19 protein-coding genes are annotated in these 24,134 nt (G+C 55.8%); 4 read left to right on the forward strand and 15 right to left on the reverse strand.

Going from position 1 to position 24,134, the window contains the following annotated elements; translation table 11 throughout:
* The first annotated feature begins 28 nt into the window (after window positions 1–28).
* Window positions 29–871, forward strand: coding sequence for a 3-mercaptopyruvate sulfurtransferase (gene sseA / locus AC6I77_RS14255; RefSeq protein WP_003848671.1), 843 nt, complete (start codon window positions 29–31; stop codon window positions 869–871).
* 41 nt (window positions 872–912) lie between these two features.
* Here the strand turns inward: sseA and sseB are convergent, their stop codons facing one another.
* From sseB to trmJ, 5 genes are all read right to left on the reverse strand, one after another.
* Window positions 913–1,677, reverse strand: coding sequence for an enhanced serine sensitivity protein SseB (gene sseB / locus AC6I77_RS14260; RefSeq protein WP_003848669.1), 765 nt, complete (start codon window positions 1,675–1,677; stop codon window positions 913–915).
* A gap of 46 nt (window positions 1,678–1,723) precedes the next feature.
* Window positions 1,724–3,010, reverse strand: coding sequence for an aminopeptidase PepB (pepB, locus tag AC6I77_RS14265; RefSeq protein ID WP_003848667.1), 1,287 nt, complete (start codon window positions 3,008–3,010; stop codon window positions 1,724–1,726).
* Between the two features lie 161 nt (window positions 3,011–3,171).
* Window positions 3,172–4,332, reverse strand: coding sequence for an IscS subfamily cysteine desulfurase (locus AC6I77_RS14270; RefSeq protein ID WP_140033139.1), 1,161 nt, complete (start codon window positions 4,330–4,332; stop codon window positions 3,172–3,174).
* Window positions 4,333–4,420: 88 nt separating this feature from the next.
* Window positions 4,421–4,918 carry a Fe-S cluster assembly transcriptional regulator IscR gene (iscR, locus tag AC6I77_RS14275; RefSeq protein WP_003848664.1) on the reverse strand — a complete coding sequence of 166 codons (498 nt, stop codon included), beginning with the start codon at window positions 4,916–4,918 and terminating at the stop codon, window positions 4,421–4,423.
* 130 nt (window positions 4,919–5,048) lie between these two features.
* A complete protein-coding gene (gene trmJ / locus AC6I77_RS14280) occupies window positions 5,049–5,801 on the reverse strand; it encodes a tRNA (cytosine(32)/uridine(32)-2'-O)-methyltransferase TrmJ (RefSeq protein ID WP_003848663.1) in 753 nt (250 codons plus the stop codon).
* Between the two features lie 132 nt (window positions 5,802–5,933).
* On the opposite strand from trmJ, the gene suhB reads away from it, so the two are divergent.
* A complete protein-coding gene (gene suhB / locus AC6I77_RS14285; protein ID WP_008926709.1) occupies window positions 5,934–6,737 on the forward strand; it encodes an inositol-1-monophosphatase in 804 nt (267 codons plus the stop codon).
* Between the two features lie 62 nt (window positions 6,738–6,799).
* Here the strand turns inward: suhB and AC6I77_RS14290 are convergent, their stop codons facing one another.
* From AC6I77_RS14290 to AC6I77_RS14300, 3 genes are all read right to left on the reverse strand, one after another.
* Window positions 6,800–7,813: a TIGR04086 family membrane protein gene (locus AC6I77_RS14290; protein WP_008926710.1), complete on the reverse strand. Its 1,014-nt coding sequence runs from the start codon at window positions 7,811–7,813 to the stop codon at window positions 6,800–6,802.
* 204 nt (window positions 7,814–8,017) lie between these two features.
* Complete coding sequence (locus tag AC6I77_RS14295) at window positions 8,018–8,998, reverse strand: nickel/cobalt transporter (protein ID WP_497817067.1); 981 nt, start codon at window positions 8,996–8,998, stop codon at window positions 8,018–8,020.
* The gene (locus AC6I77_RS14300) at window positions 8,989–9,615 is read right to left on the reverse strand and encodes a DUF1007 family protein (protein ID WP_497817068.1); all 627 of its coding nucleotides are present in this window, start codon (window positions 9,613–9,615) and stop codon (window positions 8,989–8,991) included. Before AC6I77_RS14300 ends, AC6I77_RS14295 begins: the two co-directional genes overlap by 10 nt.
* A 155-nt stretch (window positions 9,616–9,770) precedes the next feature.
* Between AC6I77_RS14300 and csiE the strand changes: the two genes are divergently transcribed.
* Complete coding sequence (csiE, locus tag AC6I77_RS14305; RefSeq protein ID WP_312543865.1) at window positions 9,771–11,039, forward strand: stationary phase inducible protein CsiE; 1,269 nt, start codon at window positions 9,771–9,773, stop codon at window positions 11,037–11,039.
* Here the strand turns inward: csiE and AC6I77_RS14310 are convergent.
* Window positions 11,021–12,169, reverse strand: a complete 1,149-nt coding sequence (locus AC6I77_RS14310) for a 3-phenylpropionate MFS transporter (protein WP_003848653.1) — start codon at window positions 12,167–12,169, stop codon at window positions 11,021–11,023. The two genes, csiE and AC6I77_RS14310, sit on opposite strands and share 19 nt — an antisense overlap.
* A 128-nt stretch (window positions 12,170–12,297) precedes the next feature.
* On the reverse strand, window positions 12,298–13,551 hold the full coding sequence (gene glyA, locus AC6I77_RS14315) for a serine hydroxymethyltransferase (protein WP_003848651.1): 1,254 nt from the start codon (window positions 13,549–13,551) through the stop codon (window positions 12,298–12,300).
* A gap of 326 nt (window positions 13,552–13,877) precedes the next feature.
* Between glyA and hmpA the strand changes: the two genes are divergently transcribed.
* A complete protein-coding gene (hmpA, locus tag AC6I77_RS14320; protein WP_497817069.1) occupies window positions 13,878–15,062 on the forward strand; it encodes an NO-inducible flavohemoprotein in 1,185 nt (394 codons plus the stop codon).
* 405 nt (window positions 15,063–15,467) lie between these two features.
* On the opposite strand, the gene glnB is transcribed toward hmpA, so the two are convergent.
* The 5 genes from glnB to purL form a co-directional block, all read right to left on the reverse strand.
* A complete protein-coding gene (gene glnB, locus AC6I77_RS14325) occupies window positions 15,468–15,806 on the reverse strand; it encodes a nitrogen regulatory protein P-II (RefSeq protein ID WP_003848647.1) in 339 nt (112 codons plus the stop codon).
* A 184-nt stretch (window positions 15,807–15,990) separates the two neighbouring features.
* Complete coding sequence (glrR, locus tag AC6I77_RS14330) at window positions 15,991–17,325, reverse strand: two-component system response regulator GlrR (RefSeq protein ID WP_003848633.1); 1,335 nt, start codon at window positions 17,323–17,325, stop codon at window positions 15,991–15,993.
* Complete coding sequence (gene qseG, locus AC6I77_RS14335) at window positions 17,325–17,993, reverse strand: two-component system QseEF-associated lipoprotein QseG (RefSeq protein ID WP_003848631.1); 669 nt, start codon at window positions 17,991–17,993, stop codon at window positions 17,325–17,327. Before qseG ends, glrR begins: the two co-directional genes overlap by 1 nt.
* Window positions 17,994–17,996: 3 nt before the next feature.
* A complete protein-coding gene (locus AC6I77_RS14340) occupies window positions 17,997–19,424 on the reverse strand; it encodes a sensor histidine kinase (RefSeq protein ID WP_003848629.1) in 1,428 nt (475 codons plus the stop codon).
* Window positions 19,425–20,003: 579 nt separating this feature from the next.
* Window positions 20,004–23,891, reverse strand: a complete 3,888-nt coding sequence (gene purL / locus AC6I77_RS14345) for a phosphoribosylformylglycinamidine synthase (RefSeq protein ID WP_497817070.1) — start codon at window positions 23,889–23,891, stop codon at window positions 20,004–20,006.
* Between the last annotated feature and the right edge of the window lie 243 nt (window positions 23,892–24,134).

Here is a 24,134-nt window from a genome sequence, read left to right on the forward strand (position 1 = left end):
TATGACAGATTGCTGAGATGAGGTTGTTATGACGACGCCACTGTTTGTGTCCGCCGACTGGTTACAAGAGCACTACAACGATGAACGCCTTCAGGTACTGGATGCACGTTTGTTGCCACCCGGAATGGAAGCGGTTCGCGATATCCAGGCTGAGTATCTGGCGGGTCATTTACCTGACGCCCCTTACTTTGATATTGAAGCCCTTTCCGATCACACCAGCCCTTATCCGCATATGCTGCCGCGTGCCGAGACCTTTGCCGTCGCGATGCGCGAGCTGGGCATCAGCAGTGATAAACATCTGGTCGTTTATGACGAAGGCAATCTCTTTTCCGCACCCCGCGCCTGGTGGATGCTGAAGACCTTTGGTGTGGCTCAGGTGTCGATTCTGGCCGGGGGATTGCAGGGCTGGAAAGCGGCCGGTTTTGCGCTGGCAAGCGGCGAAGTGAATCTGCCGGAAGGTGAGTTTGAAGCCCACGCGGATGAAAGCCGGGTGAAACGCCTGACGGATGTGCTGCTGATCAGCCATGAAGGCGGCGCGCAGATTGTTGATGCCCGTGCTGCCAATCGTTTTAACGCTGAAGTGGACGAACCGCGTCCCGGCCTGCATCGCGGCCATATTCCCAACAGCCTGAACGTGCCGTGGAATATGCTGGTTGAGCAGGGAACACTCAAGCCGGAAGCGGAACTGCGCAGAATTTTTGCTGACGCAGGTGTCGATATTTCCCAGCCAGTGGTCGCCAGCTGTGGCTCAGGCGTAACGGCGGTGGTGTTGATTCTGGCGCTGACCGCGCTGGGCGCACGGGATGCCACGCTGTATGACGGATCCTGGGGCGAATGGGGCAGCCGGGACGACCTGCCTATTGCGAAATAAAAAACAGGCGGCTCATGAGCCGCCTGTTTGTATTGAGTGCGTCAGATAATCCGCTCACTGCCCTTGAAGTCACGCAGGAAACTGCCCCAGCGACGTTCATAGAAGGGGGTGATGTGCGCGGTAAAGAAGTGGCTGATGCCGCGATCGTTCGGCATCACTTCACAGATATCCACTGGCGCATCGTCTGGCAGCGTATCCGTTGCCACACTGCCCGCCGCCTGGATGATCGCTTCAATGTTGCTGTCCGCTTCAATGCCAATCAGTAAATTAGGTGCTTCGTCTGCCCGTTCACGAATGCTGGCAATAAATGCCCGACGCACCTGCTTATGCTTCGTAAACAACTGAGTCAGCGAGTCGATCATCTGTGCAGGCGGTTCAGCCACCTCAGAGAGCAGCAGTGACTGCCCGCCTTCCAGCACAGTCTGCTGACTTAGCGCACTGCCCTCTTCCGCCAGCAGATGCGTGATCTCCGCTGCAGTGAACTCTTTGCCGGAAGGCAGTTTAGGATTGAGAAACAGCGTCTCGCCACGCGTCATCTCAAACAACGTCCGTACCGGCAGACGCAGCCAGGATTGCTCACCGTTTACCGCTTCACTCATCGCCTCTTCTGACGTGAAAAAAGGAATAATGCTGCTGCCATCCTCTTTTTCCCAGTGCTGGAGATCAACGGGCGTGCTGGCATCAAACTGTTGCGTGGTACTTTCGCCCGGAACAAAGACGTCAGATTCCAGCAGCAACTGGAAAAACTCGGGCCGATGGGCAGGCTCAGTCGCCGCCAGCTTCAGCACCTCTTCAAGACGGTTCATAGTTTCCCTCTGAACAGCGGCAGCATCAGCCACCGCTGAGATCGGCTTATTTCAGTAACAGATTGGCGAGGGTACGCACGCCCAGACCTGTTGCACCTGCCGCCCACTGATCAACGGCGCCTTTGCGATAGGTCGCAGAGCAGTCGATGTGCAGCCAGCCCTGCTGATAGTTGCTGACGAAGTGTGACAGGAACGCTGCCGCGCTGCTGGCACCGGCCGCATGAGACGGACTGGCAATGTTATTAAGATCGGCAAAGTTAGACGGCAGATGGCTGCGATGGAATTCGGCCAGCGGCAGACGCCAGAAAGGTTCGTTCTCACTCACTGCGCTGCCCATCAGCGACTGCGCCATCACCTCATCAAAGGTGAACAGCGCATGGTAATCGTTGCCCAGCGCCGTTTTAGCCGCGCCGGTCAGCGTTGCGGCGTCAATGATCATCGTCGGGTTCTGCTCGCTGGCGTCGATCAAACCGTCGGCCAGCACCAGGCGGCCTTCCGCGTCGGTATTCATCACTTCCACCGATTTGCCGTTGCGATAGCGAATAATGTCGCCCAGCTTGAAGGCGTTGCTGCTGACCATATTATCGGCGCAGCAGAGGTAGAGTTTGACGCGCTTGTTAAGACCGCGAGAAATCGCCATCGCCAGCGCGCCAGTCACCGTCGCCGCGCCGCCCATGTCAGACTTCATCGAGTCCATAAAGCTGCTCTGCTTCAGGCTGTAGCCGCCGGTATCAAAGGTAATGCCTTTACCGACCAGGCAGGCGTAAACCGGCGCATTCTCGTCGCCGGTCGGGTTGTAGTCGAGCGCCAGATAGACCGGCGGACGATTTGAACCGCGTCCCACAGTATGCAGGCCCATATAACCCTGCACCCGCAGTTCATCGCCTTTGGTAATACGATAGCTGACGGCGTCACCGCCCACTTCACTGATCAGATCGACGGCATTGTGCGCCAGCTGCTCCGGCCCCAGATCTTCTGCGGGCAGGTTAATGACGTTGCGCACCCAGTCGATGATTTTCAGACGGCGATCAAACTCCGCCTGCTCATGTTCGCCCAGTTCAGGCCAGTCAACCTGACGCTGGCCTTTCGGGCCACGGAAGCCCTGCCAGAATGCCCAGCACTGCTCAAGGTGCCAGCCTTCGCCGGTCAGCGCCACATGGCGGATGCCCTGGCCATCGATTTTATGGGCCGCACGCTGAATGGTATTCAGCGCATCTGCGCCGGTCAGGTGCAGTGTCATGCCGCTGTCGTTGCTGCTGAGAATCGCTTTTTCGCCCCAGCGCGCATCGGCGGGCTGGCTGCTAAGCGTAATGTTCATCGGTTGTGTGGTCATCGAAAAGCTCCGTAATCGTTATCTGTTTCATCCAGCCTGATTGTTATAACGGCTTTAATAAGATGTTAAATGTAATTCACAGAGAGACCTGATAACAGATTCCGCCGGGCGTTGCCAGCGAAGTGCCCATATTGGCGCAGTTTCCGGACTATCGCCGGGTATCAGGATTTCATTAAGGCCCGCAGACGGGTCACTGACTTCTGCACCAGTGCAATGGCGTAGTCGATCTCTTCTTCGGTCGTGAAGCGTCCCAGCGAGAAGCGAAGCGAACTGTGCGCCAGTTCTTCACTCAGGCCCAGCGCGCGCAGGACATAGGAAGGCTCCAGGCTGGCGGAGGTACAGGCCGAACCGGAAGAGAGCGCCAGGTCTTTCAGCGCCATGATCAGTGATTCACCCTCAACATCAGCGAAACTGAGGTTAAGAATATTCGGTGCACTCTGCTGCAGATCGCCATTAAGGGTAACGTCCGGCAGTGCGCTGATGCCCTGCCACAGGCGATCGCGTAGCGCCTGAATCCGCGCCATTTCAGTTTCGCGCTCTTCGGCGGCAATACGATAGGCTTCACCCATGCCGACAATCTGATGCACCGGCAAGGTCCCGGAGCGCATTCCGCGTTCATGTCCGCCGCCGTGGATCTGCGCAGCGATCTGCACGCGCGGTTTACGCCGTACATAGAGCGCGCCGATGCCTTTCGGGCCATAAAGCTTGTGGGCAGAAAACGACATCAAATCGACCGGTAACAGGCTGAGATCGATGGGCAATTTGCCAACGCTCTGGGTGGCATCAACATGGAACAGAATCTCACGCTCACGGCAAATTTCACCAAAGGCGGCAATATCCTGAATCACCCCGGTTTCATTGTTCACATGCATCAGAGTGACCAGAATCGTGTCGTCGCGCAGCGCCGCACGTAACTGGTCAGGCGAGATAATGCCATTGGTTGCTGGCGTCAGATACTTGACATCAAAGCCTTCACGCTCCAGCTGCTGGCAGCTGTCGAGCACCGCTTTATGTTCGGTCTGGCTGGTGATGATATGTTTGCCGCGTGCCTGGTGGGCATGGGCAGCGCCTTTGATCGCGAGGTTATCGGATTCGGTGGCGCCAGAGGTAAAGACGATTTCGCGGGGATCGGCGTTGACCAGTTCGGCGATCTGATTACGGGCAACATCAACCGCTTCTTCAGACTGCCAGCCAAAACGGTGCGATCGCGAGGCCGGATTACCGAACGTGCCATCCAGCGTCAGAAACTGCATCATTTTGCTGGCTACACGCGGATCGGCCGGCGTGGTGGCGGCATAATCCAGGTAAATCGGTAATTTCATTGCGCTACAGCTCCGTATAAAAAATCATACGTCTTTATAGCAGATTCGGCCCTGACCGCGTTAGCAGTAAGGGCCGCAACAGCGGGGATCAGGAGGCGCGTTGGTTAACGTTAATTCCCTGAGAACGCGGGCTCTGGAAGCGACGATTATCAATTGCATTCTGACGATCGGCCACATCCAGAATCTCCTGATTATTCACCAGCTCAGCCAGCGTAATATTGTTCAGGAATTCACTGATGCGCACGCTCAGATCGCGCCACAGCACGTGAGTCAGGCAGCGCTCGCCACCCTGACAACCTTCTTTACCCTGGCATTTGGTCGCATCAACAGACTCATCCACGGCGGTAATCACTTCACCGACAGAAATGGTGTTGGATTCTTTACCTAACAGATAACCGCCACCCGGACCACGCACGCTCGAGACCAGACCATTTTTACGCAGTCGGGAGAATAACTGCTCCAGATAGGAGAGCGAAATGCCCTGACGCTCGGAAATATCCGCCAGCGGGACCGGACCTTCATGGGAGTGAAGGGCAACGTCCAGCATTGCAGTAACGGCATAACGTCCTTTGGATGTCAGTCTCATAGCGTGTGACCTCAATAGCGTCCGGTTATCGGAGGATTAGCAACAGATGCGCTGAAGTCTGCCATTCCCGAGTAATTTGGTCAACTATTTAACCTGGTAAATTAGTCAGGTATTTAACCTGGTAATTTACTCAACTATTATCTGCTTCTTTTTTCTCGTTTTTACGCTTTTCAAACGATGAAAGCATGCCACGCAGGATGTTGAGTTCATCACGTTCCGGGCGTGCGCGGGTGTATAAACGACGCAGTTTACTCATCACCTGACCCGGATTAGCTTCACGGATAAAACCGCTGTTCAGCATCATCTGCTCCATATGCTGATAGAAGCGTTCAAGGTCATCCACCAGCGGATAAGGGGATTCTTCATACTTCGGTGCCGGGCTGGCCTGCTCCTGCGACTGTAACCACGCCATGCGCACTTCATAGGCGATAATCTGCACCGCCATCGCCAGGTTCAGCGAACTGTATTCCGGATTAGCCTGAATCGCGACGTGATAATGGCACTTCTGCAACTCTTCATTGGTCAGGCCAACACGTTCACGACCAAACACCAGCGCAACAGGTGCCTGCTGGCCCTCTTCCACGCTTTTCACGCCACATTCACGTGCATCCAGCATCGGCCAGGGCAGCGAGCGGGAACGGGCGCTGGTGCCAACGACCAGACTGCATCCGGCGATCGCCTCATCCAGCGAGTCGACAATTTTAGCCTCGCCGATAACGTCACTGGCACCGGCGGCCAGGGAGATAGCCTGTGAGTCAGGCTTGACCAGCGGATTAACCAGATAGAGGTTAGTTAAGCCCATGGTTTTCATGGCGCGCGCAACGGAGCCCATGTTACCGGTGTGAGACGTCTCAACCAGCACGATACGAATATTTTGCAACATGATTAGGGATACTCAGAAACGGGTCAGTAAAATCAGTAGGGCGAATATTAACATAAAGCAGGACATTTACCGAACACACTGCTATACTCCGCGCCGTTTTCCCCGTTCTTTAACATCCAGCGAGAGATACCGATGCATCCAATGCTCAACATTGCCGTGCGCGCAGCGCGCAAGGCCGGAAATTTAATTGCCAAATATTATGAAACCCCGGACGCCGTCGAAGCCAGCCAGAAAGGCAGCAACGACTTCGTAACGAATGTTGACCGCGAAGCAGAACGCCTGATTATCGAAATTATTCGTAAATCTTACCCGAAACACACCATCATCACTGAAGAAAGCGGTGAGCTGGCGGGCGAAGATCAGGATGTTCAATGGGTTATCGATCCGCTGGATGGCACCTCTAACTTCATCAAACGCTTACCTCACTTTGCTGTTTCGATCGCTGTGCGCATCAAAGGCCGCACTGAAGTCGCCGTTGTTTACGATCCTATGCGCAATGAACTGTTCACCTCTTCACGTGGTCAGGGCGCGCAGCTGAATGGCTACCGTCTGCGTGGCAGCACGGCACGCGATCTGGATGGCACCGTTCTGGCAACCGGCTTCCCGTTCAAAATGAAGCAGCATGCGCCTGCTTACATGAACATCATGACCAAACTCTTTACTCAGTGTGCTGATTTCCGTCGCACCGGTTCTGCTGCGCTGGATCTGGCTTATGTCGCTGCCGGTCGCGTCGATGGCTATTTTGAGATTGGCCTGAAGCCATGGGATTTTGCCGCGGGCGAACTGCTGGTGCGTGAAGCGGGCGGTCTGGTCACTGACTTCACCGGTAACCACGGCTATCTGCTGTCAGGTAACCTGGTCGCGGGTAACCCACGTGTCGTGAAATCGATGCTGTCGAATATGCGTGATGAGCTGAGCGAAGCGTTAAAACGCTAAGGTTCAGTACAGAAAAAGGCGGCTATCAGCCGCCTTTTTTATTGCCTGTTATTCAGTGATGATTAACGACGTTCGTGTGCCAGCACCTGACGAGGCTGTGTACGACGACCGACCATACCCATCACACCGGCCAGTACGGCTTCGATGATCAGCAGAATCAGTGCATACCAGCTTGCTTTAGCGGTTGCAGCCGCGGCTTTCTCACCGGCTTCACGCGCTTTCTGTTCAGCCTGCTGTTTCAGTTCCTGGTATTTCTGAACGGCCTGCTGATAGTTCTGCTCAGTTTTAGCGACAATCTGATCCACTTCCTGATCGCTTTTACCGGTACGCGCTTTAATAATATTTTTCAGCGCATCACGGTCGGCTGCCTGCAGAGTATCTGAATGACGATCCATCACACCTTTTACCCAGTTAGTCAGATCAGTATCAGCTGTCTGCGGATGATTCGCGGTGTTGCTAGCCTGGTTTTCTGCATTCTGCGCTTCTTTATTTGCGTCCTGCTTCAAATTCTCGGGTTGTAATTCCGGCTTGCCTGTCTGGCGTAATGTCGTTTCCAGTTCGTTCTGCAGGTTATCTAAATTAATATTATTCTCCTGCAGCTTTTGTTTTGCCATTTGAGTAACCGAAGGCGCTGCCGCGGAAATACCACTACCAAGTGCCTGGAAACCTGAACCCACAATATTCATCGCGCCGCCTAATACACTGGTCGCCAGTGCAATAGCCAGGTAAATAGTGAAAATTGTGCTAAGGCCAAACATCAATAAACCGTGCAGGGCCCCTTCGCGCTGAGCCAGTCGCCCGGCAACATAACTCCCTGCCGCCATCGCAACCAGCATTTCAATGGCTGTCCAGACCAGTGCGCCAGTACCCAGGCCGTCGAGAGGATTCTGTTCTTTCATCGGATCAATGGTGGTGGCACCAATGGCTGTTCCCAGCAATGTCAGAATGATATGAACGATTAAGGCACAAATAACACCGGCAAAAACGGCGCTCCAGGAAATACGTTTTAACGGTAATCCTGCAGGTCCGGTCGCCAGCGTTTCGGTGTAGCCATTATTAATACGGGTATCAGCCATGAAATATACTCCTCGCAATAAACAGAAAGCTGTCTTGATCTTTTATCATGCCGACGGCGGAATGCCGTTTTGGTATTAACAGCGTAGTCAGGGAATAGTGATTTCACCACTGAACTACTCAGATAAAAAATTAAAGTGATGAAGCCTCAGATAATTAGCGAGGTAAAGATAACAGCGGAAATTTTATTCCCGCTGCGCTTTTAGTCAGAAAGGTCGAATTCCGCCGCCCAGCGTTAACCTGGCAGACTGCCATAATGCAATACCCACTACGATTAATATCAGGCTACCAGTCAAAGCCAGGATGGGAATCAGAAGTCGCGTGATGCCAGCACCAGCACCAGGCTGCGCCAGTCGTTGTGCTACCGAGCGCGCCTGTTGTACCAGCAAACCAATTGCGGAAATAGTCAGGGCCGTGCCCAGTGCCATTACCGCAGCAGAGAGAATGCCCCAGCCATAAACACCAATCACTTTGGCGAACAGCAGCATCATAATCGCGCCGGAACAGGGACGTAAGCCCATCGACACCACCACCAGCATCTGAGTTTTCCAGCTGACGTTGCCATTCATCTGCTGCGGCGTCGGCAGATGTGCGTGGCCGCATCCGCAATGCTCGTCATGCTGATGCGGCGGCTGGAAAGCACGAAATACCGGAGCGGGTCGTGGGCGCAACGCCAGCCACAGCGCACGCAGCGCCCGATACCCGATCATCACACCCAGCCCGATCACCAGCAGATAACTGCCCTTTTCCAGCCAGAAACTGCTGAGATGCAGCTGGCGCGATGAGGTTTTCAGCAGCACCAGCATCACCGTGACCAGCACAATCGCGACCGATCCCTGCAGCAGTGAGGCAAGCAGCGTCAGCCTGATACTGGTTCTGACGCGGCTCGGATGGGTCGCCAGAAAGGTCGCGATCACCACTTTTCCGTGGCCCGGTCCCAGCGCGTGCAGCACGCCATAAAGCAGGCTGAATATCACCAGCGATATGCCTGCCTGGTGTGGCTGCTCCGCGACCTGCTGTAACAGCTGAGTCATCTGCCGGTGCAAATCTTTCTGCCACAATACACTCTGAAGCAGAATCTGCGACCAGTAAAGCCAGACCAGCAGTGCGCCGCCAGAGAAGAGTCCTGCTATCAGCCAGAGTGGCCAGAGTCGGGTGGCCCTGGAAGGCGTGGAGATTATTGACATGTCAGTACCACCGTTTGTGCGAACTGGCGGCCTAAATCCATCTCTTCAGCCGGGGCATCAGCTTTGTCCAGCGACAGCGCATACTGTTTCAGCGAGTCGTTGGGTTTGGGCGTATTGAGGATAAACCGGCAACGCGTCTGCAGTGCAGGCGGCAGCGTTAAAGCACCGGGATTGTCGTAAAACATATCGACGAAATAGGTGGGATCAAAAGTCAGGATCTCAAAGCGCTGTCCGGTCAGCTTCGGGGGTTCCGCCAGCGGCAGAATAAATTCCAGCACCGCTTTGTGGCCGTTTCGCGAAAGGTTATATTCCGTTGGCAGATTCAAAAACTTTACCCGCTGTTGGTTGTGCCAGATTTCTGAGAAGTAGTGCTGGCCCAGCACGTTTGCCATCACACCCGCTGCCAGCTTTTTCCACACTACAGTGCCAGGTTTCGCGTCGCCCGCGTCATACAGCAGATCAGCGGAGGTAATCTCATCCATGGTCCAGGTCATCTTCAACCCGGTAAAGGTGTCATCCTTCACCACCAGTTCCGTTTTCATATCAATGAAGCTGTGAGGGTGTGCCAGCACAGCCGGACTTAATACCATTAACAGAGCAAAGAGTGCGCGTTTCATAATGTTATAAAGTAACGTTCCCGACGAAAAGAATCTATAAGTAACAAAATTTTGTGACCCGCCTTAAACCTCTGGCAAATAAACCGCGTAAACCGCGCAGGCGCTGAACGGGTTGACTATTCTTAGCTCAAAATAGCCTGCTGGAAATCTGATTGATGAGTTCTGCTACCCCTTTGGCACCACTCTTCTCCCGTTCACAGCGTCAGTGCCATCTTTTATTGCTGCTGTTTCTGCCGACACCTTTGCTTACGCTTGAAAAAGTCTGCCAGCTGAATGGCGTCGATCCTGACGTTGCCCGACAGGATATCGCGGATGTGGGCCATGAGATACAGCGATATCACCAGCTGGAATTGCATCAGATGGTAGATGGCAGCTTTCGTCTTCATGGAACTGAGCTGGATCGGCGCCTCTGTCTGCTGCATAACCTGCGACGCAGTCTGCGTTTATCGCAGGACTTCGTCTGCGAACATTTTGCCGCGCCTCTGCGTCAGCGCCTGAAAGTCATGAAGATTGAGAAAGCGCTGTGGGATGAGACCAATTTACAGGCACTGATTCAGCACTGTAGCCTGCGCCTGAAGCGTGACTTCAGCGAACGTGACCGGCTGTTTCTGCAGATATTCATGAAGTATGGCTTGTGCCAGCGTCAGCCGGTGCTGTTCAGTGAGGCGCAATGTCTCTGGCTGCAGCAGAAGCCTGAGCGGCAGGCCGCTGAGGATGTGATTTACCACTGGCGCAAACGCTGTCACATTGCCCCGCCCGTCAGCGAAGCGGATTTCTGGACGCTGCTGTTCAGCCAGATACATACGCCGGTCGTGGACGCGGTTGCGCATCCTGCTGAACAGCAGTTAATGAAGGCGACTCAGCAGCTGATTGATGATTTTGAAGCCTGTGCCGGGATTACCTTTGCTGACCGCAATGAACTGCTGCACCAGCTCTATCCGCATCTGGCGCAGGCGCTGGATCGCACCCATTTCAATATCGGTATCGACAATAGCGTGGCACTGGATGTCAGCCGCCTCTATCCGCGTCTGCTTCGCACCACTCAGCAGGCGCTGCAGGCTTTTGAGCAGCACTACCGCATCGCTTTTACACCGGAAGAGGTGAGTTTAATTACCATTATTTTCGGCGCCTGGCTGATGCAGGAGAGTGCGCTGCAGGAGAAGCAGGTGCTGATCCTGACCGGCGACGACGCCGATCTGGAACAGGATGTAGAACAGCAGATTCGTGAGATCACGCTGCTGCCAATTAATATTACCTATCAGGACGTGAAACTGTTTCAGCGGGAGGGCGCGCCACGTGATGTCGACATCATCATTTCGCCCTACCCGACCTCGTTGCCACTCTACTCTCCGCCGCTGGTGCATGCGGAACTGCCGCTGACGTTACACCATCAGCAGCGTATTCGTTATTTACTGGAGTCGTAGCCGGGCCGCAGAAACAGCGCGGGCAGTGCCACCAGTGCCATCACCCAGAACAGATGCCCCTGCAGATGGGCGAACAGCACGCCGCAGATCATGGTCATTATCGCAATGCCACCGCCCATCGCCAGCGCGGAATAGAGCGATTGCAGTCGGATGACTTCCGCCCCCTGACGCGCCGCGATAAAGCGCATCGCTGCCAGATGGCAGACGGTGAAGCTGCCACAGTGGAGAATTTGCGCCACAATCAGCAGCGGCAGCGCCGTTGTCGCCCCCATCAGCCCCCAGCGAATTAGCGCGCAGATGCCCGAAAGCAGCAGCAGATCGCGCGCGCTCCAGCGGCGGAACAGCCGGTTGCTCATGGCAAAGACGACAATCTCTGCCACCACGCCCAGCGACCAGAGATAGCCCACCGTCGAGGCGGAATAGCCGCTCTCCTGCCACCAGATAGCACTGAAGCCATAATAGGCGGCGTGTGCGCCCTGCAGCAGTGTCACGCAGAGCATGAATCGCCATACCGCATTCTCGCGCAGTAACGCCCGCCACTCCTGCCATCCACCGCCCGCAGGGCCCTGTCGCTCATGGCCCTGCGGTTGTGTGACGGGTGTCAGCATCATGCCCGCCAGCATAGAAATGACGCCAATGGATAACAGCATCAGAATTGCGTTTGAGGACCAGGCGCTGACCAGCACGCCGGTTAACGCCGAGCTGATGACAAAGGCCAGCGAGCCCCACAGCCTGACCGGCCCGTATGCCAGCCCAATCTGCTGTGTCCAGGTGGCGGCCAGCGCATCGCTGAGGGGAACCAGCGGTGAGAAAAAGAGGTTAAAGCCAATCATCACGGTAAGCAGCCACATCCACTGCTCGCCCACCCAGAAACCGGCGGCGAACAGACAGGTCATCAGCGCCAGCAGGCGCAGCGCCGTAATCAACCGTGATGGATTTTTGACCTGAGAAGCGATAAGCAGACTGCCGACAAAGCGCGCGACCATGCCACATCCGAGCAGCAGGCCAATCTTTTCAGCATCCAGGCCGGTGCCTTTCAGCCACACGCCCCAGAATGGCAGATAGATGCCGTAACAGAAGAAGTAAGTGAAGTAGCCCAATCCGAGCCATCTGGCGGAGCCGATTGCCATATTCCCTCCAGTAAGTTTGCTGCCAGGCAGCATAAACAGGCGTTACTCTGGCAGAGCACTGCGGAGCAGGCAATAAAAAAGGATGGCAATTGCCATCCTTTTTGTGCTGTCTTACAACAGGTTAGCGATTAAGCATAGACCGGCAGACGGCTGCAGATATCCAGCACTTTCTTTTTGGTGCGCTCAATGGTGGCTTCGTCATTGACGTTATCCAGTACATCAGCGATCCAGCCAGCCAGCTCACGCACGTCTGCTTCGTTGAAGCCACGACGCGTAACGGCAGGTGTACCGATACGGATACCCGACGTCACAAACGGGCTTTTCGGGTCGTTCGGTACGCTGTTCTTGTTAACCGTGATGTTGGCACGGCCCAGCGCGGCATCCGCTTCTTTACCGGTCAGGTTTTTGCTCACCAGATCGATCAGGAAAAGATGGTTATAGGTGCCACCGGAAACGATGTCATAGCCACGCTCAATCAGCACTTCAACCATCGCTTTGGCATTTTTTGCCACCTGCTGCTGATAGGTTTTGAACTCCGGCTCCATCGCCTCTTTGAAGGCAACCGCTTTACCCGCGATAACGTGCATCAGAGGACCGCCCTGGCCGCCCGGGAAGACAGCAGAGTTCAGTTTCTTGTAGAAATCTTCGTCGCCGTTTTTAGCCAGAATGATACCACCGCGCGGACCCGCCAGCGTTTTGTGGGTGGTGGAGGTCACGACGTGCGCATGGGGAATCGGGCTTGGATAAACGTCTGCGGCAATCAGGCCGGCAACGTGGGCCATATCGACAAACAGCCAGGCACCCACGCTATCCGCGATTTCACGCATTTTCGCCCAGTCGCAGACGCCAGAGTAAGCTGAGAAGCCGCCAACGATCATTTTTGGCTTGTGGGTTTTCGCCAGTTCAGCCAGCTCGTCGTAATTGATTTTTCCGGTCTCATCGATACCGTAAGCAACCACGTTATAGAGTTTGCCAGACAGGTTAACCGGTGAGCCGTGAGTCAGGTGTCCACCGTGCGCCAGGTTCATCCCGAGGATAGTATCGCCCGGCTGAAGCAGCGCCGTATAAACAGCGAAGTTAGCCTGTGAACCTGAGTGTGGCTGCACGTTAGCGTAATCAGCACCAAACAGCGCTTTTGCGCGGTCAATCGCCAGCTGCTCAACGATATCAACGTACTCACAGCCGCCGTAGTAACGTTTGCCCGGATAGCCTTCAGCGTATTTATTGGTGAGCTGAGAACCCTGTGCCTGCATAACACGCGGGCTGGTGTAGTTTTCAGAAGCAATCAGTTCAATGTGCTCTTCCTGACGCACTGTCTCCTGCTCCATTGCCTGCCACAACTCGGCATCGTAATCGGCAATGTTCATATCACGCTTTAACATCCGGATCTCCTGACTCAGCTAACTTTCTGACGGTATTTACCCCCCTTCAGGGGCGAAGGCCAACAGTGTAAACCGTTTTAACAGGTGAAGGTAGGGTGAACCGCCTCTTTTTACGCAAACGATTGGCTGGCGACTGGCAGCGCTTTTTTACACCTTTTTAGCCTGTTCACCCGTCACATTTTTTCTCAACGATGTGACGGCGGCGTCTGTTGATGCACCAAAAAGTTGCCACATGGGGAGCCAGAAAGTTTCCCGGGTTATTTACACCACAGGCAAGGCGGCTATAACATGCATTTATAATACATGTTTAATAAGAGGCCATTGATATGCTTGATGCACACACCATCGCCACCGTTAAATCGACGCTGCCTGCCATAGCCGCCTGCGGTCCAAAGCTTACCGCACACTTCTATGACCGTATGCTGTCGCACCACCCTGAACTCAAAAACGTCTTCAATATGAATAACCAGCGCAATGGCGATCAGCGCGAAGCGTTGTTCAACGCTATCTGCGCCTATGGCGCGAATCTGGAGAATCTGGCCGTGCTGCTGCCTGCGGTAGAAAAAATCGCGCAGAAACACACCAGCCTGAATATTCAGCCTGCCCAATACGCCATCGTCGGTGAAAATCTGCTGGCGACCATCAAAGAATTGCTGAATCCCGGTGACGAGGCGCTGGCTGCGTGGGGCCAGGCCTATGGCATCCTGGCGGATGTGTTCATCAATCGGGAAGAAGAGATCTATCAGGCCACAGCGCAGCAAACCGGCGGCTGGCGTGGCACCCGCGCGTTTCGCATCAGCGCAGTTGAGCAGCAGAGCGAGGTCATTAAAAGCTTTACCTTCACGCCGGTGGATGGCGGCCCGGTAGCCGCTTTTAAACCGGGTCAGTATCTGACAGTACACCTGCAGCCTGCCAGCTTCGAGCATCACCAGATTCGTCAGTACTCACTGACGCATCTCAGCAACGGTAAAGCGTATCGTATTGCGGTGAAACGCGAAGCGCAGGGCACGGTCTCCGGCTGGCTGCATCAGCATGGCAAAGTGGGTGATGAGCTGATGCTCGCCGCACCGCACGGCGACTTCTTCCTGGAGGTCGATTCTGGCACGCCAGTCGCACTTATCTCTGCGGGCGTGGGTCAGACGCCGATGCTGGCGATGCTGCATTCACTGGCAGCCAGCGAGCATCGCGCACCGGTCAGCTGGCTGCACGCCGCAGAGAACGGCAAACAGCATGCGTTTGGCGAGGAAGTCGGTGCCACTGGCGCGCAGCTCGCCGATTTTATCAGTGAGGTCTGGTATCGCGATCCCGCTGCTGAAGATACCGGTCGCTATGACACGCAGGGGCTGATGGATATCAGCAAAATGGCTGCACGATTAGCGTCATCCGATACCCACTTCTATCTCTGTGGACCGCTACCCTTTATGCAGCATGTGGTGGCGCAACTGCGCGATGCCCGCGTGGCAGATGCACGCATTCATTACGAACTCTTTGGCCCGCACAAAGGGATGTAAATCTGCTACTAAGTTCAGGCAGCAACAGACAGCTTCAAAGCGAAGGGAACTCGGGCAGAAGAGGAAAGCGTCCCGCGCCATGGACAAAAACGCCGGGAGCGTTTTTGAACAACGCAAAGCGTTGGCCCGGCAACGGGCGCACCTCAGGGACGAGGTGCGTACTAAAAACGCCTGGAGCGTTTTTGAACAATGCAACGCGTTGGCCCGTTTACGGGCGCACCTCAGGGATGAGGTGCGTAATCGTCCGGGCCGAGCGTGCCATGGATGGCGGGTTTTGCGTCTTTCCGATCTGACCGGGTTCTCTGAGCTGGCTTGATCTCACAGTAGACCTCATCCGATTTCCAGGTATAAAAAAGCCCGCAACGCGGGCCTTTTTATAATGATTAATCGCTGATAAAAAGACGATCAGATCGCCTCTTCATCCTCTTCACCCGTACGGATACGCACCACGCGCGCCACGTCGAAGACAAAGATTTTACCGTCACCGATTTTGCCGGTCTGCGCGGTGCGCATAATGGTCTCGACGCAGGTATCAACGATATCGTCGCCCACCACCATCTCGATTTTCACTTTAGGTAAGAAATCGACCATATACTCTGCGCCGCGATACAGCTCGGTATGCCCTTTCTGGCGACCAAAGCCCTTTACTTCACTCACGGTCATCCCGGTGATGCCGACTTCCGCTAAGGCTTCACGAACATCATCGAGCTTGAATGGTTTGATAATCGCATCAATCTTTTTCATGTCAGACCCTTTTTCACTCCCTCCATGGTCAGAGGGTTTATCAAGTATAAATGTTGCTGGCGCTGTCGGGCGGTAATATCCGGGATTCTTCAGGTTGCCGCAAGCGCTGTCAGATTATGCTGACCGCACCCATTCTGATTCGGGCCTGAGCAGGCAACCTGCCGGTATTACGTCGCAGCCTCCGCTACTCTTTGAAATCACTGGCATCCAGTTCATGGCGAGACAGCAGCTTATAGAACTCCGTGCGGTTGCGTCCAGCCAGACGTGCTGCGTTGGTCACATTGCCTTTGGTCATCTGCAACAGCTTACGCAGATAATTCAGCTCAAACTGATTACGCGCCTCCGCAAAGGTCGGCAAGGCGCTGTTCTCGCCGCTCAACGCCTGCTCCACCAGCGCATCACTGATCACCGGTGATGAACTCAGCGCCACGCACTGCTCAATGACGTTTACCAGCTGGCGCACGTTGCCTGGCCAGCTCGCGGCCATCAGACGCTTCATCGCATCAACGGAAAAACTGCGAATCTGCGGTTTATGCCGTTCCGCAGCCTGGCGCAGCAGATGATTGGCCAGCAGCGGGATATCTTCTGTGCGCTGATGCAGCGCGGGTATTTTCAGATTCACCACATTCAGACGATAGAAGAGATCCTCACGAAACTCTTTCTTCTCCATCGCCTTCGGCAGATCGCGATGCGTGGCTGAAATGATTCGCACGTCGATTTCACTATCGTGGTCGCTGCCCAGCGGTCTGACCTTACGCTCCTGCAACACCCGCAGTAACTTAACCTGCAGCGGCTGCGGCATATCGCCAATCTCATCCAAGAACAGCGTACCGCCGCCTGCCGCTTTAAATAACCCCTCACGCGCACTGACCGCACCGGTAAAAGCACCTTTGGCGTGACCAAACAGCTCTGATTCCAGCAGCTGCTCCGGCAAAGCGCCACAGTTAATGGCGACAAAAGGCTTGCCGTTACGCGGGCTGGCGGCGTGAATCGCCTGCGCCAGCATCTCTTTGCCGGTGCCACTCTGACCATTAATCAGAACGCTGACATCCGACTGCGCCACCATATGCGCCTGCTCCAGCAGCTTTAGCATCAGCGGGCTGCGGGTGACGATCGCCTCGCGCCAGCGGTCATCACTGACCGGTGCCTGCTGTGCCAGCGCCTCATCAATCGCTTTGTAGAGTGCGTCCCGATCAACCGGTTTAGTCAGGAAGCTGAATACGCCCTGCTGCGTGGCGGAAACGGCGTCCGGGATGGAACCATGCGCCGTCAGGATAATCACCGGCAGACCGGTGTGGCGCTTCTGGATCTCGCCAAAGAGCGCCAGCCCATCCATCTCATCCATTCGCAGATCGCTTATCACCAGCTCAATCTTCTCTTTCTGCAACAGACGCAACGCTTCGGGTCCGCTGCCCGCAGTGGTGACCTGATACCCTTCGCTGCGAAGACGCATGCCCAGCAGCTTCAGCAGACTGGGATCGTCATCCACCAGCAGCAATTTTGCCGCTTGTCTGACCATCATTGCTCCTCATCCTGCGGCAGCGCTGTACCATGACTGCTGTCAGAAACATCCGGGGCTTTACGCGATGAGAGCTGCCGCTCAATGTCAGTCAGCCGCTCCAGCTTATGCTGCGTGTCACTGAGCTGCTGCTGTTGCTTAACCATCTGCTGGCGTATCGCCTCAAGCTGACTATCGCTGCTCTGTTGCAGATGGACATAACGGGTGCGCGCCTCACTGAGGTCAAGCTGCGCGGTCTGGTTGCTGCGCCACAACTGAATCAGCGGGCGCACAGACTGTGGGAAATCAGCGCTGTAACGATCCAGGGTTTCCACATAGCGACGACGCTCAACTGGCGTGACGTTGCCATTAGACATCAGCACGCCCTGTTTAAAGGCGCGCGACCAGTTCTCTGCCGGCCAGCGATGGGCTTCGGCTCTGGCTTCTGCAGGAGAAAGGCGCTCAGCACAATCGATCGCCCGCATCCAGTAAAGGGGATTATCCAGTGCGGCCCTCTTCTCTATCGGCCAGAGATCATTGCAGCGGGTCGCCAGATAATCAGCAATGCTGACCTCGGGTTCCGCTACCTGATGGCCTGACGACAGGGATGAGGTGGCCGGGGAGGTCGTACATCCGCTGAGGAGCAGCGTCGTCAGCGTGCTTAACAGCAACGCGGGTAAATATTTCATCAGTCAGACTTTCCCGGCAGTGGTGTTCAGTTCAATTCGAAAACAGACGTCAGCCTGCTCACAGGGGACCAGCGTCAGGTCGCCATGCATCCGGCGCAGGCAATCTTTGGCAATACTCAATCCCAGCCCGCTGCCTTTTACCGGCCCTTTGCGCTGCTGGCTGCCCTGGAAGAACGGTTCGAAAATCATTGCCTGCTCTTCCGGCGGAATCGGCGTGCCGCTATTCGCGACCTCAATCCAGATCCGATCGCCCTGCTGCTGACTGCGCAGCCAGATGGTACCGGATTCGCTGCCGTAGTTCACGGCGTTCGAGTAGAGGTTATCAATGACCCGCATCAGTAACGTCGGTTCAGCAAGACAGTGGCTGACCTCAAGATTAACGACCGTCTGCATGAGTTTGGCGCGCGCCGAGAGCGCATGTGCATTGACGACGCCCTCCACGATCGCTGCCACGCTGACCGGTTCCAGCTGGATCGGGCCATCCGCCAGTTTGCGATTGTAATCGAGCAGTTGTTCAATCAGCCGCTGCAGATGGCGGCTGCTGCTGTCGAGAATAGTGACCACCTCTTTCTGGTCGGCGTTCAGCGATCCGGCGACTTCATCCGCCAGCAACTCAGTGCCTTCACGCAGGCTGGCCAGCGGCGTTTTCAGTTCGTGTGAAAGATGGCGCAGAAACTCATGACGCTGAGATTCCAGCCATGCAAGCCGTTCGCTGAGCCAGACGATGCGCTGTCCCAGCGAGCGTAACTCGCGCGGGCCGCGAAAAATCACGCTGTTACCCAGCTCACGCCCTTCGCCAAGCCGGTTGATCATCCGCTCAATGCGCTTGACCGGCCCGATAATCATGCCGGTAAAGAGCGTCATCAGCGCGAGACTGATGATAAACAGAATCAGCGCCTGCCAGCCAAAAAACTGGCCGCGATCGGCGATTTCACGCTGCAGTTGTAAGCCACGCGAAAAGACCACTTCGCGCGTGTCCTGCACCATCTGCGCGTTAGTAGCAGAAAAGCGATCCAGTGCCTCTGCGGCGGGTGTAATGGGATTGCCATTATCACATTTCAGCGGCGTCAGCAGCGGCAGAGTGGCCTGCAAGGTCTGAAAGGCGGGCAGTTCAGGCAGACTGGCGCTATGCGAACTCAGCATCTGACTGTAGCGGGTGTACTGCGTCTGATAAAGACGCGACAGCGAGGCATCATCCAGCACGCAATATTGACGGTAACTGCGCTCAAGCTCTACTGCCGTTCGTGCCATTGCCTCACTTCTGCGCACATCGGTGAAGGTGTTGCGGTTGGTATCAGCGGCCTGTTCACTTAACGCAGAGAGACTTTCCCACGCCTGCCAGGCCAGTACCAGCAACGGTAGCAGCACCAGAACAAACGCCATCAACACCAGCTGACGCAGAGAACGGGGAAATAAACGCCATTTTTTCACGCAGACGCTTCCTTAAGATTTACTGTCTGGATGCTAGCGGACTCTGACAGCAGAAGAAAGGTGTGGTGGGCAGAAAGAGAAACAAAAGAAAACGGCAGGCTCAATGGCCTGCCGCTGTCACGACGCGTGGTGCATCGCGTAAGAATGGGTGGAGCCTTACTCAACGTTACGTCCGGTGTTTGATAACGCAAGCGATTATCGGTCAGGTGGACGGCAGGCTCCGTTTGGTGCGTCATTCGGGCTTTATGAGCTCTTATCCGCTTCGCGGGGCAATCATAAACAGGTGAATGAGCAGCTGCATAAGTATAGCAAGTTTCATGCCAGAAAATAAATCATTATATTTTTCAGCAGATTGAACGAGCTGCTCCAATGACACCTGCGAAAAGTCCGATGCAGACAGCGTCAATGTGTCTCCACAAGGCGACATTAAATCACCCCGGATACCCGCTCATTTAAAATCAATGAGATAGATGTCGCCATAAAGAGACAGTGCAATATCCCCCTTGTCGCCATTTGCCAACAGCGGCGTAAAAAAGAACAGGAGGCACACCGGCCTCCTGTTCATTTCAGCGGATTACATTAACCCAGCTGTCTGCGCGCATTGCGGAAAATGCGCATCCACGGGCTGTCTTCGCCCCACTCTGCCGGATGCCAGGAGTTGCTGACGGTACGGAAAACACGCTCCGGATGCGGCATCATAATGGTGACGCGACCACTTTCGTTGGTCACAGCGGTGATGCCGTTAGGTGAGCCATTCGGGTTAGCCGGATAGGTTTCTGTCACCTTGCCGAAGTTATCGACAAAGCGCAGTGCCACCAGCCCTTTCGACTCCAGGGCCGCCAGATGCGTCGCATCACGCACTTCAACAAAACCTTCTCCGTGCGAAACCGCGATAGGCATATGCGAACCGGCCATGCCGTCCAGCAGCAGTGACGGACTGGCGGCCACTTCGACCAGGCTGAAGCGCGCTTCAAAGCGTTCAGACTGGTTACGCACAAAGCGCGGCCAGAGATCGCTGCCCGGAATCAGTTCACGCAGATTGGACATCATCTGACAGCCGTTACAGACGCCCAGCGCCAGGGTCTGCGGACGGTGGAAGAAGGTTTCGAACTCATCGCGAACACGCGGGTTGAACAGAATCGACTTCGCCCAGCCCTCACCGGCACCCAGCACATCACCGTAAGAGAAGCCGCCACAGGCAACCAGCGCCTGGAACGCTTCCAGACCGCGACGCCCGGCCAGCAGATCGCTCATGTGAACGTCAATGGCGGTAAAGCCAGCACGATCAAAGGCAGCGGCCATCTCCACATGGGAGTTCACGCCCTGCTCACGCAGCACGGCGACGCGTGGACGCGCGCCCGTCGCGATCATCGGTGCCGCCACATCTTCCTGCGGATTAAAGGTCAGATTGACGTTGAGACCAGGATCGCTGTCGTTTTTCTTCGCTTCATGCTCCTGATCGGCACACGCCGGGTTGTCGCGCAGGCGCTGCATCTGCCAGGTGGTTTCTGCCCACCAGGTACGCAGCGTATTGCGGCTTTCACTGTAAACCGCACTGTCACCGGAACGGATCACAAAGCGATCGCCTGGCTGCGCGCTGCCCAGCAGATGCGTGGAAGCGGCAAGACCGTGATCGGCCAGGATCCGCTCAACGGCATCGCGATCGGCGGCGTTGATCTGAATCACCGCACCCAGCTCTTCGGTGAACAAGGCCGCCAGCGTATCGCTGCCCAGCGAGGCGATATCAACGTCAATGCCGCAGTGACCGGCAAAGGCCATCTCGGCCAGCGTCACCAGCAGACCACCGTCAGAGCGGTCGTGGTAGGCCAGCAGTTTCTGCTCAGCCACCAGCGCCTGAATCGCATTGAAGAAGCCCGCCAGCTGGGTGGCATCACGCACATCGGCAGGTTTGTCACCGAGCTGGCGATAGACCTGCGACAGCGCGGTTGCGCCCAGCGTATTCGCGCCGTTGCCCAGATCGATCAGCAGCAGCAGGTTGTCCTGATCGGCCTGCAGCTGTGGCGTGATGGTGCGACGGACATCTTCGACGCGTGCAAACGCAGTAATCACCAGCGACAGCGGCGAAGTCATCTCGCGCTGTTCAGTGCCTTCCTGCCAGCGGGTTTTCATCGACATCGAATCTTTACCGACCGGGATGGTGATCCCCAGCGCCGGGCAAAGCTCTTCGCCGACGGCTTTCACCGCCGCATATAAACCCGCATCTTCACCCGGATGACCCGCAGCGGACATCCAGTTAGCGGAGAGTTTCACGCGCTTCAGCGAACCAATCTGCGTTGCCGCCAGGTTGGTCAGGGCTTCACCCACCGCCAGACGACCCGATGCTGCGAAGTCCAGCAGCGCAACCGGTGAACGTTCGCCCAGGGCAAAGGCTTCGCCGTGATAGCTGTCGAGGCTGGCAGTGGTCACCGCACAGTTGGCCACCGGGATCTGCCACGGCCCGACCATCTGGTCGCGTGCCACCATGCCGGTCACGCTGCGGTCACCGATGGTGATCAGGAAGGTTTTTTCCGCCACAGCAGGCAGATGCAGTACGCGATTCACCGCATCAACCAGCGTAATGCCGTCACGCTGCAGCTCGGTGCCCTGCGCCTGCTGCGTCACCACATCCCGCGTCATCTTCGGCGTTTTGCCCAGCAGGACATCCAGCGGCATATCGATAGGCTTATTATCGAAATGGCTATCTTCCAGACTCAGGTGCAACTCTTCGGTGGCTTCACCAATTACGGCAAAAGGTGCGCGTTCGCGCTGGCAAATCGCCTCAAACTGCGCCAGCTGATCGGGTGCTACGGCCATCACATAACGTTCCTGTGATTCGTTACACCAGACTTCCAGCGGGCTCATGCCTGGCTCATCACTCAGGATGTCACGCAGGTTAAACCGGCCACCACGACCACCATCGCTGACCAGCTCCGGCATAGCATTGGAAAGGCCGCCTGCGCCCACGTCGTGGATAAACAGAATCGGGTTCTCATCGCCCAGCTGCCAGCAGCGGTCGATCACCTCCTGACAACGGCGCTCCATCTCCGGGTTATCACGCTGTACAGAGGCGAAGTCGAGATCGGCATCAGACTGACCCGAGGCCATGGATGAGGCCGCGCCGCCGCCCAGGCCGATGTTCATGGCCGGACCGCCCAGCACCACCAGCTTCGCGCCTACGGTGATTTCGCCTTTCTGCACGTGATCGGCACAGATGTTACCGATGCCGCCCGCCAGCATAATCGGCTTATGATAGCCGCGCAGCTCAGTGCCGTTGTGGCTGGTGACCTGCTCTTCATAAGTACGGAAGTAGCCATTCAGAGCCGGACGACCAAATTCATTGTTGAAGGCAGCGCCGCCCAGAGGTCCGTCGGTCATGATCTCCAGTGCGCTGACAATGCGGGCTGGTTTACCGAAGTCCTCTTCCCACGGCTGTTCAAAGCCAGGAATACGCAGGTTAGAGACCGAGAATCCGACCAGGCCCGCTTTTGGCTTGGAGCCGCGACCGGTTGCGCCTTCATCACGGATTTCACCACCAGAACCGGTGGCCGCGCCTGGCCACGGCGAAATCGCCGTTGGGTGGTTGTGCGTTTCCACCTTCATCAGAATGTGCGCAGCTTCCTGATGCCAGCGGTACTCGCTCTCTCCGGCGTCAGCAAAGAAGCGGCCAACCTCTGATCCTTCCATAACGGCGGCGTTATCTTTATAGGCAGAGAGCACGAAGTCCGGCGTCTTCTCCATCGTATTTTTGATCATTTTAAACAGCGACTTTGGCTGTTTCTCGCCGTCGATAATCCAGTCGGCGTTGAAAATCTTGTGACGACAGTGCTCAGAGTTCGCCTGCGCAAACATATAGAGTTCAATGTCGTTGGGGTTACGACCCAGTGCGGTAAACGCCGCCACCAGGTAGTCAATTTCATCGTCTGCCAGCGCCAGACCCAGGGAGATATTGGCCTGCACCAGCGCCTGACGGCCCTCACCCAGCAGATCGACACTTTTCACCGGCTGCGGCGTGTGGTGCGCGAACAACTGCTCAGCCTGCGCCAGGTCACTGAAGACCGTTTCCATCATCCGATCGTGCAGCAGTGTGCCCAGCGTTTGCCACTGCGCTTCGGTCAGCTGGGGAGCCTGTACATAGAAAGCCAGACCACGTTCCAGACGACGGACCTGTGGCAGGCCGCAGTTGTGGGCGATATCGGTTGCTTTGGATGACCAGGGCGAAATGGTACCAGGACGCGGTGTCACCAGCAGCAGACGACCCTGTGGAGCATGTTCAGCAAGAGAGGGACCATATTTCAGCAGACGTTGCAGACGGCTCTGTTCGTCAGCGCTTAAGGGCGTACTGACATCAGCAAAATGGATGTACTCAGCGTAAATATCACTCACCGGCAGATGAGCGTCCTGAAAGCGGGTCAGCAGTTTGTTTACACGAAATGCCGACAGGGCGGGCGAACCACGCAGAATTTCCATTAATAAGTCTCTCGTCAGGGCGCCGGGCGACGCAAATTGGGCGCAACAGGGAAAACGGGGCGTATTATAGAGAAAGCGACCTCGCGACGAAACCGTTTGCGCACAATTTTTGGCGACCCGGATTTGCCTGAAATTTGCGCAAAAGCTGCTATAAAAGTTGCTCAGCGTGATTTTGTTGCGCAAAATGCCCCTCGCTCTGGGAGTTCAAAGAAGATAAATACTGCCTTTAAAAGACAGAGGCCT

The organism is Pantoea sp. X-Soil-ISGK-259, from assembly GCF_059730705.1.